Origin of the sequence: Metamycoplasma sualvi, from assembly GCF_045276925.1 — a bacterium.
Taxonomy (GTDB): domain Bacteria; phylum Bacillota_I; class Bacilli_A; order Mycoplasmatales; family Metamycoplasmataceae; genus UBA710.
Genome location: NZ_CP174167.1, coordinates 458,308 through 471,550 on the forward strand (window position 1 = coordinate 458,308; position 13,243 = coordinate 471,550).

16 protein-coding genes are annotated in these 13,243 nt (G+C 24.0%); 4 read left to right on the top strand and 12 right to left on the bottom strand.

What is annotated here, in order from left to right; translation table 4 throughout:
• Window positions 1–542: 542 nt before the first annotated feature.
• The 11 genes from ACJA29_RS02220 to ACJA29_RS02270 form a co-directional block, all read right to left on the bottom strand.
• Window positions 543–728, bottom strand: coding sequence for a hypothetical protein (locus tag ACJA29_RS02220; RefSeq protein WP_406602287.1), 186 nt, complete (start codon window positions 726–728; stop codon window positions 543–545).
• Between the two features lie 62 nt (window positions 729–790).
• Window positions 791–1,222, bottom strand: a complete 432-nt coding sequence (locus ACJA29_RS02225) for a hypothetical protein (protein ID WP_406602288.1) — start codon at window positions 1,220–1,222, stop codon at window positions 791–793.
• Window positions 1,223–1,388: 166 nt separating this feature from the next.
• Entirely contained in the window at window positions 1,389–1,595 is a 207-nt protein-coding gene (locus ACJA29_RS02230) for a hypothetical protein (protein WP_406602289.1), read from the bottom strand.
• A 176-nt stretch (window positions 1,596–1,771) separates the two neighbouring features.
• Complete coding sequence (locus ACJA29_RS02235) at window positions 1,772–2,227, bottom strand: hypothetical protein (RefSeq protein WP_406602290.1); 456 nt, start codon at window positions 2,225–2,227, stop codon at window positions 1,772–1,774.
• 142 nt (window positions 2,228–2,369) lie between these two features.
• Window positions 2,370–2,576 (bottom strand): hypothetical protein, encoded by a 207-nt coding sequence (locus ACJA29_RS02240; RefSeq protein WP_406602291.1) that lies wholly within the window; start codon window positions 2,574–2,576, stop codon window positions 2,370–2,372.
• Window positions 2,577–2,752: 176 nt separating this feature from the next.
• Window positions 2,753–3,187, bottom strand: a complete 435-nt coding sequence (locus ACJA29_RS02245) for a hypothetical protein (RefSeq protein ID WP_406602292.1) — start codon at window positions 3,185–3,187, stop codon at window positions 2,753–2,755.
• 110 nt (window positions 3,188–3,297) lie between these two features.
• The gene (locus ACJA29_RS02250; protein WP_406602293.1) at window positions 3,298–3,462 is read right to left on the bottom strand and encodes a hypothetical protein; all 165 of its coding nucleotides are present in this window, start codon (window positions 3,460–3,462) and stop codon (window positions 3,298–3,300) included.
• Between the two features lie 322 nt (window positions 3,463–3,784).
• Window positions 3,785–4,096, bottom strand: coding sequence for a hypothetical protein (locus ACJA29_RS02255; protein WP_406602294.1), 312 nt, complete (start codon window positions 4,094–4,096; stop codon window positions 3,785–3,787).
• A 110-nt stretch (window positions 4,097–4,206) separates the two neighbouring features.
• Entirely contained in the window at window positions 4,207–4,371 is a 165-nt protein-coding gene (locus ACJA29_RS02260) for a hypothetical protein (protein ID WP_406602293.1), read from the bottom strand.
• 485 nt (window positions 4,372–4,856) lie between these two features.
• Complete coding sequence (locus ACJA29_RS02265; protein WP_406602295.1) at window positions 4,857–5,162, bottom strand: hypothetical protein; 306 nt, start codon at window positions 5,160–5,162, stop codon at window positions 4,857–4,859.
• Between the two features lie 32 nt (window positions 5,163–5,194).
• On the bottom strand, window positions 5,195–7,927 hold the full coding sequence (locus ACJA29_RS02270; RefSeq protein ID WP_406602296.1) for a glucose PTS transporter subunit IIA: 2,733 nt from the start codon (window positions 7,925–7,927) through the stop codon (window positions 5,195–5,197).
• 257 nt (window positions 7,928–8,184) lie between these two features.
• Here ACJA29_RS02270 and ACJA29_RS02275 point away from each other — a divergent pair, with 257 nt between their 5' ends.
• Both ACJA29_RS02275 and ACJA29_RS02280 read left to right on the top strand, forming a co-directional pair.
• Window positions 8,185–8,895, top strand: a complete 711-nt coding sequence (locus tag ACJA29_RS02275) for a pseudouridine synthase (protein WP_406602297.1) — start codon at window positions 8,185–8,187, stop codon at window positions 8,893–8,895.
• A gap of 20 nt (window positions 8,896–8,915) precedes the next feature.
• Window positions 8,916–9,287 (top strand): YigZ family protein, encoded by a 372-nt coding sequence (locus ACJA29_RS02280; RefSeq protein WP_406602298.1) that lies wholly within the window; start codon window positions 8,916–8,918, stop codon window positions 9,285–9,287.
• On the opposite strand, the gene ACJA29_RS02285 is transcribed toward ACJA29_RS02280, so the two are convergent.
• On the bottom strand, window positions 9,276–10,142 hold the full coding sequence (locus ACJA29_RS02285) for an HAD family hydrolase (RefSeq protein ID WP_406602299.1): 867 nt from the start codon (window positions 10,140–10,142) through the stop codon (window positions 9,276–9,278). The genes ACJA29_RS02280 and ACJA29_RS02285 overlap by 12 nt on opposite strands.
• 199 nt (window positions 10,143–10,341) lie before the next feature.
• Here ACJA29_RS02285 and dnaK point away from each other — a divergent pair, with 199 nt between their 5' ends.
• Window positions 10,342–12,147, top strand: coding sequence for a molecular chaperone DnaK (gene dnaK / locus ACJA29_RS02290; RefSeq protein WP_406602300.1), 1,806 nt, complete (start codon window positions 10,342–10,344; stop codon window positions 12,145–12,147).
• Window positions 12,148–12,207: 60 nt separating this feature from the next.
• Window positions 12,208–13,242, top strand: coding sequence for a heat-inducible transcriptional repressor HrcA (hrcA, locus tag ACJA29_RS02295; RefSeq protein ID WP_406602301.1), 1,035 nt, complete (start codon window positions 12,208–12,210; stop codon window positions 13,240–13,242).
• Window position 13,243 lies beyond the last annotated feature (1 nt).

Below are 13,243 nucleotides of genomic sequence, written 5' to 3' on the forward strand. Positions count from 1 at the left end.
AACAAAAAAAAATAAGATTATAAAATTACCAATTTCAATACCAATATTTTCCTTGTATTACATAACTATATCATTTATCAAAGTTGAAATATTGGATGAGTGTCTTTACTTTCAAGCAATTTAAAATAATCTTGAATCTCTTCTTTAGTCACTATAATCCCCAATTTGTATTTACTAGTATTTTGTAAATAAGTTTCTGCATTAATTATAAGAGAGATAAGATCACAATCATCTTGGGTTAAATTTTTGAAAGATTTACCTTTTGAATAAATTTTCTTTTGATGAATTGGATATTTGATTCATTAATGCAAAGATTAAATTAATTTTTTCTAATCCTTTTTCAGATATAAATTGAAGTGCCACATAATTTAAGTGTTCTTTTTCTTGTTTATTTATTTTACAAGTGCAGCCAGGGAGAAATCTCTGGTTTTTTTATTTATCAGTATTTAATTTTGTAACTTTATACCCAAGCAGGAACTTTTTTATTTGCTATCAAATTATGTATAATTAAAAAAATATTACTTTAGGTCTTTATAAATAAATTATTTTTTATGATTTGTATTTTTTCTAAAATCATCTTTATGAAAAGATTCAAGAACACTTATTCTTTGGTCAACTTTTTGATTAAATTCCTTTTGTTCTTTGTTAAACTCTTTTTGTTCTTTAACAAATTGTGTCATATCTGACATAAACTCTAATACTTTATTTTCAAAAGATGATTTTTTCACTTTATCTTTATCTCCAGTAATTTTAATTTAAGAAAATATTATTTTATGTCTTTATAAATAAATTATCTTTTATGATTTGTATTTTTTCTAAAATCATCTTTATGAAAAGATTCAAGAACACTTAGTCTTTGATCAACTTTATGGTTGAATTCTTTTTGTTCTTTGTTAAACTCTTTTTGTTCTTTTATAAAATCAACTACTGAATTATTAAATTCCTTTTGTTCTTTCATAAAATCAACTACTGAATTATTAAATTCCTTTTGTTTTTTATTAAATTCCTTTTGTTCTTTCATAAAATCAACTACTGAATTATTAAATTCCTTTTGTTCTTTAACAAATTGTGTCATATCTGACATAAACTCTAATACTTTATTTTCAAAAGATGATTTTTTCACTTTATCTTTATCTCCAGTAATTTTAATTTTATAAGATTTCTTTGTTTCTTCAATTAATTCAATTTTAGGATCATTAGATAAATTTAACAATTCATTCATTTCTTTTTGTTGATAATTGACGTGATTTAAATTTTATCAAAGATGAAATAGAAATTTATTCCTAATTTTCTTTAATTTTTTTCTTTTCTTATTTAGTCGAGAAAAATAAATATTTACATCATAATAATAGATCTTATAAGAATAATCTTTTATTTTTTTATAACAATTATTTTTTTATAACAATACGTTTTAGTTTCAAAAACATCTTTCTTATTGTCTCTATAGAATAATTAGTTACTTTTGAGATAAATTTATATCTTTTCATCATTTTTGGGATGTAATTTTCTTTTGAAGAATCTGATAATTCATTCATTAATGTAAAGATAAAATTAATTTTTTCTAATCCTTTTTTAGATATAAATTGAAGTGCCACATAATTTAAGTGCCCTTTTTCTTGTTTATTTATTTTACAAGGGCAGCCAGAGAGAAATCTCTGGTTTTTTATTTATCGGTATTTAATTTGGTAACTTTATACCCAACCAGGAACTTTTTTATTTGCTATCAAATTATGTATAATTAAAAAAATTACTTTAGGTCTTTATAAATAAATTATCTTTTATGATTTGTATTTTTTCTAAAATCATCTTTATGAAAAGATTCAAGAACACTTAGTCTTTGATCGACTTTTTGATTAAATTCTTTTTGTTCTTCTATAAAATCAACTACTGAATTATTAAATTCTTTTTGTTCTTTGTTAAACTCTTTTTGTTCTTTTATAAAATCAACTACTGAATTATTAAATTCCTTTTGTTTTTTATTAAATTCCTTTTGTTCTTTCATAAAATCAACTACTGAATTATTAAATTCCTTTTGTTCTTTAACAAATTCTGTCATATCTGACATAAACTCTAATACTTTATTTTCAAAAGATGATTTTTTCACTTTATCTTTATCTCCAGTAATTTTAATTTTATAAGATTTCTTTGTTTCTTCTACTAATTCAATTTTAGGATCATTAGATAAATTTAATAATTCATTCATCTTTTTTTTACTAATAATAGTCATGATTTAAATTTTATCAAAGTTGAAATAGAAATATATACTAATTCTCTTTATTTTTTTTCTTTTGTTATTTAGTTGCAAAAGATAAATATTTACATCATAATAATAGATCTTGTAAGAATAATCTTTTATTTTTTTATAACAATTATTTTTTTATAACAATACGTTTTAGTTTCAAAAACATTTTTCTTATTGTCTCAATAGAATAATTAACTGCTTTTGAGATAAATTCATATCTTTTCATCATTTTTGGAATAAAGTTTTCTTGATAAGAATCAGATATTTGATTCATTAATGTAAAGATAAAATTAATTTTTTCTAATTCTTGTTCAGATATAAATTGAAGTTTCATAAAATTTAAGTGTCCTTTTTGTCTTTATTTATTTTACAAGGATAGTCTGAGAGAAATCTCTGTTTTTTATTTATCGGTATTTAATTTGGTAAATTTATGCCCAACCAGGAACTTTTTTATTTGCTATCAAATTATGTATAATTAAAAAAATATTACTTTAGGTCTTTATAAATAAATTATCTTTTATGATTTGTATTTTTTCTAAAATCATCTTTATGAAAAGATTCAAGAACACTTATTCTTTGGTCAACTTTTTGATTAAATTCCTTTTGTTCTTTGTTAAACTCTTTTTGTTCTTTTATAAAATCAACTACTGAATTATTAAATTCCTTTTGTTCTTCTATAAAATCAGCTACTGAATTATTAAATTCCTTTTGTTCTTTCATAAAATCAACTACTGAATTATTAAATTCCTTTTGTTCTTTAACAAATTCTGTCATATCTGACATAAACTCTAATACTTTATTTTCAAAAGATGATTTTTTCACTTTATCTTTATCTCCAGTAATTTTAATTTTATAAGATTTCTTTGTTTCTTCTACTAATTCAATTTTAGGATCATTAGATAAATTTAACAATTCATTCATTCTTTTTTTGTTGATAATTGACATGATTTAAATTTTATCAAAGATGAAATAGAAATTTATTCCTAATTTTCTTTAATTTTCTTCTTTTGTTATTTAGTCGCAAAAGATAAATATTTACATCATGATAATAGATCTTATAAGAATAATTTTTTATTCTTATGATAACAATACATTTTAGTTTTAAAAAACATTTTTCTTATTGTCTCCATAGAATAATTAGTTGCTTTTGAGATAAATTCATATCTTTTCATCATTTTTGGAATAAAGTTTTCTTGAGAAGAATCAGACATTTGATTCATTAATGTAAAGATAAAATTAATTTTTTCTAATTCTTTTTCAAATATAAATTGAAGTGTCCTTTTTGTTCTTTATTTATTTTACAAGGACAACCAGAGAGAAATCTCTGGTTTTTTATTTATTGGTATTTAATTTGGTAACTTTATGCCCAACTAGGAACCTTTTTATTTGCTATCAAATTATGTATAATTAAAAAATATTACTTTAGGTCTTTATAAATAAATTATTTTTTATGATTTGTATTTCTTCTAAAATCATCTTTATGAAAAGATTCAAGAACACTTAGTCTTTGGTCAACTTTATGGTTGAATTCCTTTTGTTCTTCTATAAATCAGCAACTGAATTATTAAATTCCTTTTGTTCTTTTATAAAATCGACTACTGAATTATTAAATTCCTTTTGTTCTTTCATAAAATCAACTACTGAATTATTAAATTCCTTTTGTTCTTTAACAAATTCTGTCATATCTGACATAAACTCTAATACTTTGTTTTCAAAAGATGATTTTTTCACTTTATCTTTATCTCCAGTAATTTTAATTTTATAAGATTTCTTTGTTTCTTCAATTAATTCAATTTTAGGATCATTAGATAAATTTAACAATTCATTCATTTTTTTCTTACTAATAATTGACATGATTTAAATTTTATCAAAGTTGAAATAGAAATTTATTACTAATTTTCTTTAATTTTTTTCTTTTGTTATTTAGTCGCAAAAGATAAATATTTACATCATAATAATAGATCTTATAAGAATAATTTTTTATTCTTATGATAACAATACATTTTAGTTTTAAAAAACATTTTTCTTATTGTCTCCATAGAATAATTAGTTGCTTTTGAGATAAATTCATATCTTTTCATCATTTTTGGAATAAAGTTTTCTTGAGAAGAATCAGACATTTGATTCATTAATGTAAAGATAAAATTAATTTTTTCTAATTCTTTTTCAAATATAAATTGAAGTGTCCTTTTTGTTCTTTATTTATTTTACAAGGATGGCCAGAGAGAAATCACTAGTTTTTTATTTATCGGTATTTAATTTGGTAACTTTATAAGACAAAAAAATTAAAAAAGTAAATAAGATAAAAATAATTTCTGCACTCTTATTTTTAATAAAAATTTATCTTTGCAATAAAAATTAAATTATTTTTTTCTTTTGTATTATTAATAAAATATATTATTAATAAAATTGTTGATTTTTATGTTCATAAAATAAAAAAAATTACTAAAATCAAAGAATATTATTTATATTTATTATTTATATACTTATACATGATTTAATAATTTAATAAGTCAATGATTATTAAAAAATAAAGAATGATCAAATTATTAAATAAAAAATAATAAAAAAATGAGAGCATCTTTTTTCAAGAATATTCTCATTTTTATTTATTTTATCTTTCAAAGAATTTGAATACAATTCCTGTTGAAATAGAAAGACCAATAATTATTAGAGCTAATCCTGTAATTGGAACTCATGTTAAACGAATTCTTTGACTTCAAGGGAGAATTAACTTCGCTTCTTGATAAGTTCCTTTAAATTTTGGATTTTGCTTTTTATAAGCTTTTAATTGTTGATCTTTATATAAATTAACTTTATTTTTTTCTCTTATTCCAAATGTTATTCAAATTGAAATACCTAATAAGATTATTAAAATACCAATTAATATTTTTCATCATTCTGGGATTTGAGTAATCATAATAAATTAAATTATATTTTTAAGATTGAAAATTATTTGAATTTATTTATAATAACATCTTTTTTAGATACAACTGCACCTTCATTTAATTTAATTGCTTGAGGGAAAACTTTTGAATCTGTTGTTACAACAACAATAACATCTGTAATTAAATTATTTTGTTTTAATAAGTTTAGATCTACTTCAGCTAATAAATCACCTTGTTTTACAAAATCACCTTGTTTTACAAATGATTTAAATCCTTTTCCTTCCATTTTTACAGTATCAATACCAATATGAACTAAAACATTTAATCCATTTTTTGCTTGAATTCCATAAGCATGACCAGTTGGGAAGGTTGAAATAATTTCACCACTTATTGGAGCATAAACTTTTCCGTCAATTTGACTTACAACAAATCCATCTCCAACTAATTTATCTGAAAATACACCATCATTTAATGAAGATAATGATTTTAATTTACCTAATTCTACTGGAGCAAAAATGTTTTCATTTTTAGATTTAATTTCATCATTAACTTGATTCAATAATCTTTTTGTTAATTCAGGATCTTTATCATATCCTAATTTAACTTGGTCTTTATTAATAGTAATTGATGAGTTATTGAATAATGAAACATTGTATTCTTTATCTAAATTAATTTCATTTTTCAAGTAGAAAGTAACAACATTGTTTGCAAAAGTTATTTTACTAATATTTGTTTGACCACCAAATGAATTAATAAATCTTAAATAATCATTAGCATTTTGGCTTAAATCAGGTCTTACAATATTATTGTTTGTCGCTCCTTTAGTTGATGAAGTTGAAGCATTTGTAGTTGCTACCACATCATTTGGATTTTTCAATGCATGATCAATTTTTACTCTTAATGATTCTGCTATTGGACCAAAAATTGCTTGAACATGGGTATCTGATGTTTTTCTCATTCCAAATGCACCTGCTTCTTTTAGTGCAGATTCACTTACTTTTGAAGAATCCACAACATCAAATCTTAATCTTGAAGCACAGTTAGCTGTTTTAACAATATTTTGTCTTCCACCAAATGCTTCAATAACTTTAATTGCTTGTGGATCTAATCCTACTTGAGATAGAGCTTCTGTTTCTCCGGCTTTTGCTGCTTGATAATCTTTTTTAGTAAATAATTTTGTATTTCCACCTCTACCTGGTGTTGGTAAGTTTGCTTTTACAATTCAAATGTAGAATACAAAGAAGTAGATTGGAGCATATGCGGCACCTACAACAATTGTTCATCAGAAGTTAGTTCCTTTTAGAACTGGAATCATTCCATAGATAACTAAATCTAAGAAACCTCCTGAGAATGTCATTCCAATATGAACATTAAACAAGTTAGCTAACATAAATGCTAGAGCACACATGAAAGCATGGAATCCAAAGAATAATGCAGGGGCTAAGAATAAGAATGTAAATTCAATAGGTTCTGTAACTCCTGTTACAAATGAAGTAAGTGATGCTGGTAATACAACCCCTAAAGCAATGCTTCTATTTTCTTTAGGAGCTGCTAAAACTATAGCTAACCCTGCAAATGGTAATCCTCATGGCATAAATGAGAATTTACCATCTAAAAATCTTCCTAGTTTAATTCCTAATTGACTTGAAATAAAGTCATATAATGGTAGTGAATTAGGAACAACATTAGTTCCTCCTCCTGTTCCTGCATTAGCATAATTAATAACATTTGATGCAAGCCCAACCATTGCTACTGTTGTTGTTGAATCTCCTTGAACAGTTCCTGCTAAACTTAATGATGAATTTTGTGCAATAGTTACTAAAGTTAAACCATTACTATCTATAGATGTTAACCCTGTCTTTAATTTAATATTTTCAATTACTTCAGTAGGACATTTTAATTGAGTAGCTAATTCTACTAATTGGTTATGTTCAATGTAATTACCTTGATTTAATCAGTTAGTTAATTGAACCCCAACATCTCCTCCAGCTGCTGTATATCATAATGGTGAATAGAATACATGATGTAATCCAAAAGGAACTAAACTTCTTTCAATGAAACCAAAGATGAATGAGTCAAATCCAAATGGAATCTTACCTGAATTTTCACCAAATCAGTTAAAAGCAAAACCTACATAAGGTCATAACAATAAGAAAATGAATACTAAAGGGATCATTAAAGCAATTACCACAAAAGCCACAAATCTTTTTCCTGAAAAGAATGCAATAAATTGAGGTAATTGAATTGTATGGAATCTATTGTATGCTCATTGAACTAAGAATCCAACAATTATTCCACCAAATACTGATGTTTGAAGACATGTGAAACCTAATGATGTTCCAAACAATGAATTAAGGTCTGAGAAATTTAATCCTCATCCTCCAAATAAAAGTTCTTTATCTCCACTTGCATTAGTTTTAATAAATACTGATTGCAATGCAGAAAAAATTAAATATCCAATAATTGAGTTAAAAACCGCGACTCCAGCCTCTTCAGTAAATGAGACAGCTAGAGCTGCAGCAAATAATAATGGTAATGCTCCAAATAAAGGATCTCCCAATTGTTTGATAAAACTACCAAAAATTCTTAATCCTTCATTACCACCTGAATTACCTTCGATGGTTGCTCCAACTCCTAAAAGTAGTCCTGCAATAGCAAGAACAGAGATAGGAAGCAAGAAAGCACCTGAAAGTTTAGACAAAAACGCTTTGGCTCCACCACCTGTTTTTGTACTTACTTTTTTGTTCCGACGTTTGCCTTTAACGTCAGATACATTTTCGACATTTGCACTTGTCATATATCTTTAAATACAACCTTTCTATTTTTTTGAATTAATTACAAATGTAATATTTGATTAAATATCAAAAATGTAATATTTGATTAAATCTCACAAATGTAATAATTTTGATTAGATGTCATAATAATCTTAATTTAAATCTTCATACTACTAATACTAATATTAATTTAAATCTTTATATTACTATAATATAACCAAGTTATATATAATATCATAATAAAATATATTTTATTATTAATTTTAAAAGGATTTTTATTATGGAATCTAAGAAGCTAATTAGAATAAATAAATACTTATCTGAAATAGGTTTTTGCTCTCGAAGAAATGCTGAAGAATTAATAAATCAAAAAAGGGTAACTATTAATGGAGAATTAGCTAAATTAGGTCAAAAAATAAGTGAAAAAGATGTAATTTTGGTAAATGGTAAAACTATCAAAAGAAACTATGAAAAAAAGTATTATTTATTAAATAAACCTAAAAATACTATTTGTTCTTTAAAAGATAATTTCAAAAGAAAAACCATATTTGAACTAATCAATGATCAAGATTATTTGTTTTCTGTAGGAAGGTTGGATTACGATACAACAGGAGTAATTATTATTACTAATGATGGAGAATTAACAAATAGATTAACACATCCTTCTTATCAAATTGAAAGAATATATCATGTAACTATTGATCAACAATTATCAAAAGAAGATTTATTATTTTTAAATAATAATAAATTACTAATAAATAATAAAAGTTCCAAACAAAAAATAGAACATATTAAAAATAATGAATATTTTGTTTATTTGTGAGAAGGTTCTTATCATCATGTGAAAAAAATATTTGAACATTTAATGAGAAATGTTTTAGCTCTAGATCGAGTGAGTTTTGCCGGAATAAAATATGATAATTTAAAACAAGGTTCTTATCGTTTATTGACAAAAAAAGAAATAGAAAATTTAAAAAGATATCGTTCTTAATTTTTTAAAATTTAGTAATTATGCATTTAGCTCAAGCAACATATTTTATAGAAGTTAAAAAATCAAAATTTATTGCTCTTGCATATTCTATTAACAATGAAAATGAAATTGAAAATATTTTAGATGAATTAAAAAGAGAGCATAAGAAAGCCAAACACATCACTTATGGATTCAAATTATCAAATAATAATGAATTTAAAATTAGAGGTTTTGATGCTGCTGAACCTAAAGGTTGTGCATCTATGCCAATTATTAGAGCTATTGAAATAAACAATTTAAATAATGTAGTAATTTTTATTATTCGCTATTTTGGTAATATTAAATTAGGTTTAAAAAAACTTACTCAAACATATGCAAAAGCAGCTTATGAAATTGCTAAACTAATTAAATAATTTTTTAAAAAAATTGTAAATACCTTCATTACTATTAGAATCTGTTATAAAAGTTGCTGCTTCTTTTACTTTTTCTTGAGCATTTCCCATAGCAACTGATCATTTAGCTTTTTGAAACATACTTAAATCATTTTCTGCATCACCAAAAACTAATGTTTTTTCTAAATCGATAATTCCTTTATTATGTAATATTTGTAATCCATCACCTTTTGTTAAACCTTTAGGCATAATATCAAAAACTTCATTCTGTGATCTAACAATATAAACATCATTCATTGTATTAATTTTATTTTCAATATTATGATAGTTATCACTTGGAATTTCTGAATATATAATTAAAAACTTAATCACATTATATTTTGTAATATCAAATGGTTTTGTTGTATCAATAGAAACTATTTCTACTTGATCTTGAGGATCTAAATTATTATTTATGTTTTTAATAGCATTGAATCATTTTGATTCAGGATTTTTTTGCTCATCTTTACACATTAAAATTTTGTCAATAGTATAAATTAAAAATAAACCATTATTTTTAATTAACACATCATAAATATCTTTTGTTCGTTCACTTGTTATATTACTTACAGAAGTTACGTCCTTTTTTATTGGATCATAAACTAAAGCTGAATTACAAGAAATTACTGGTATTTTAGGATTAATAGCTCTAATTTCATTAGGAAGAAAATAATAAGGTCTACCTGTAGCTATTGAAACTTCAATACCTAATGACTTTAATTTTTTAATTGTCTCTAATGATAATTGTGAAATTTTCTTTTCTGAGTTCAATAAAGTTCCATCTAAATCAAAAAAAACATATTTAATATTTTCAATATTTATTTCTTTTTCTTTCATATTTTTAATCTTTCTTTCTTTTAAGATATATTCTAAATTTTAATTTTATTAATAAATATCTTTTTTAATAAAAAATAAAATAAAAAAAATTAGCATATTTTATTATTAAGTGCTAAATTTATGTTAAAATATTGAAATAAAATGAAAATAATTAATTTAAATAAATTAAATACTAGTTTGTATTTGGAAGGGATATGTTATGGCTAAAGAAAAAATTATTGGTATTGATCTTGGAACAACAAACTCAGTTGTTGCTGTAATGGATGGAAAAGAAACAATTGTTCTAGAAAATCCTTCTGGTAAAAGAACAACTCCTTCTGTTGTTGCATGAAAAAATGGAGAAAGAATTGTTGGAGAAATTGCTAAGAGACAATTAGAAACTAATCCAGATTCTATTGCTTCTATTAAAAGATTAATGGGAACTAATGAAAAAGTTAAAGTTCACATTAATGGAAAAGAAGAAGAATTAAGCCCTGAACAAGTATCAGGTTACATCTTAATGTATTTAAAAGAATATGCTGAGAAAAAAACTGGTTCAAAAATAGAAAAAGCTGTTATTACTGTTCCTGCATATTTCAACAATGATCAACGTGAAGCAACTAAAATTGCAGGTAAAATTGCAGGATTAGATGTTGTTAGAATCATTAATGAACCAACTGCTGCTGCTTTATCATATGGAATTGATAAAAAAGATAAAGAACAAAAAATTCTTGTTTATGACCTAGGTGGAGGTACATTTGATGTTTCAATTTTAGAATTATCAGATGGTACTTTTGAAGTTCTTGCAACTAGTGGAGATAATCACTTAGGTGGTGATGATTGAGATAATACAATTGTTGATTGAATTAAAGAAAATATTAAGAAAAATAATAATTTTGATGTTTCAAAAGATAAAATGGCAATGTCAAGATTGAAAGAAGCTGCTGAAAAAGCTAAAATTGAATTATCAGGTTCAGAATCTACATCAATTAACTTACCATTCTTAGCAATTACACCTGAAGGTCCATTAAATGTTGAATTAGAGTTAACTAGATCAGAATTTGAGAAAATGACTTCAAAATTAGTTGATCGAACAAGAAAACCAATTATGGATGCATTAAAAGAAGCTGGAATTCAAGCTTCAGATTTAAATGAGGTTTTACTAGTAGGGGGTTCAACAAGAATTCCTGCTGTACAACAAATGGTAGAACATACTTTAGGTAAAAAACCTAACCGTACAATTAACCCAGATGAAGTGGTAGCAATTGGTGCTGCTATTCAAGGCGGAGTGTTAGCTGGAGATGTTTCAGATGTTTTATTATTAGATGTTACTCCTTTAACTTTAGGAATTGTAACTGAAGGTGATATTATTGCTCCTTTAATTAAAAGAAATACAACCATTCCTGTAACTAAGTCTCAAGTTTTCTCAACTGCAGTTGATAATCAAACAGAAGTTTCTATTGTTGTAGTTCAAGGGGAAAGACAAGTATTAGAAGGAAATAAAGTATTAGGTCAATTTAATTTAAGCGGTATTGATCCAGCTCCTAGAGGTGTACCTCAAATCGAAGTTTCTTTCTCAATTGATGTTAATGGTATTACAACTGTTACAGCTAAAGATAAAAAGAATAATAAAGAAGCAACAATTACTATTCAAAATTCTTCAAGATTATCTGAAGAAGAAATTAATAAAATGGTAAAAGATGCTGAAGAAAATAAAGAAGCTGATGATAAAAGAAAAGAAGAAAGAATTACTATTATTAGGGCTGAATCTTTAATTCATCAAATGGAAAAATCAATAACTGATTCTAAAGATTTAGATCCAAAAATGAAAGAACAATCAGAAAAAGAAATTGCTTCATTGAAAGAAATGATTGAAAAAAAACAAATTCAAGAATTAAAAACCAAATTAGACCAAATTGAACAAGCTGCTGCAATGTTTGCTAATCAACAAGCAAATAAAGCTGCTAGTCAAGAAGATGAAAACAATGATGGTCCAATTAAAGCCGATGTAGAAGAAAAAGAATAATATTACATAATAAAAAAAATAAGAGTTCATTTACTCTTATTTTTAGTTAATATTTATGTTATGAATAAAAAATCAAAAAACAAAGATGAGATATTAAAATATATTGTTGAAGAATATGTTTCTTCATCAAAACCTGTTGGCAGTGTGTTTTTAATTCAAAAATATAATTTATCTATTTCTTCAGCTACTGTTAGAAATATCATGGCAGCATTAGAAAAAGAAGAAATGATTGAAAAATCACATACTTCTAGTGGAAGAATACCAACTTCTAAAGGTTATAAATATTACACAAAGTATTTAACTTCATCAAATGAAGATAAATTAAGTATTAAAATTAAAGATATTTTTGCTCAAAGAAGAAATTCAATTGATAAAATCATTGATGAAGCTGTTTCAATTATTTCAGAAGCTACTAAAATGACCGTTATTACTTCTCAAATTAATAAAGAAGAGCGGTTAATGTCAATTAACTTTACTCCAATTAATAATCATGATGCAATTATTGTATTAATAACATCCGGAGGAATCGTTGATTCTAAAGAATTGACATTATCAACTAAAAAATTAAATATTAATGATTTAAAAATAGCAATTAGAATTTTTCAAGAACGTTTATATAATGTTAAATTAATTGAAATAGCATCTTCAATTGAAACATTGAAACCAATATTAAAAGAAAATATTAAAAATTATGAAGAATTAATTGAAGCATTTGTTAATAATATTTTTAATAATTATAGAAATAGATCTAATAATAAAGTTTTTGGTAAATCACATTTAATAAAATCAGATGATATTCAAAGAGAAGAACTTGCAAATATTATTGAATTAATTGAAAAACAATCAATTTGAGAATCAATTAATGAAAAAAATTATTTAGAAGAAAATCTTAAATTAGAAATATTGCCTTCTAATACTTCGATCATTTCTAAAAGACTTTCTTTTAATGGCGAAGTAAAAGACGTATCAGTTATTGGTCCATCACGAATGAATTATGCAAAAGCTAAAAATATTCTTAATATAATAGAAAAGTACACAAATGAAATTATTGATTCAAAAATAGATGTATATACAGAAAAAGAGAAAGAAGAGTAAT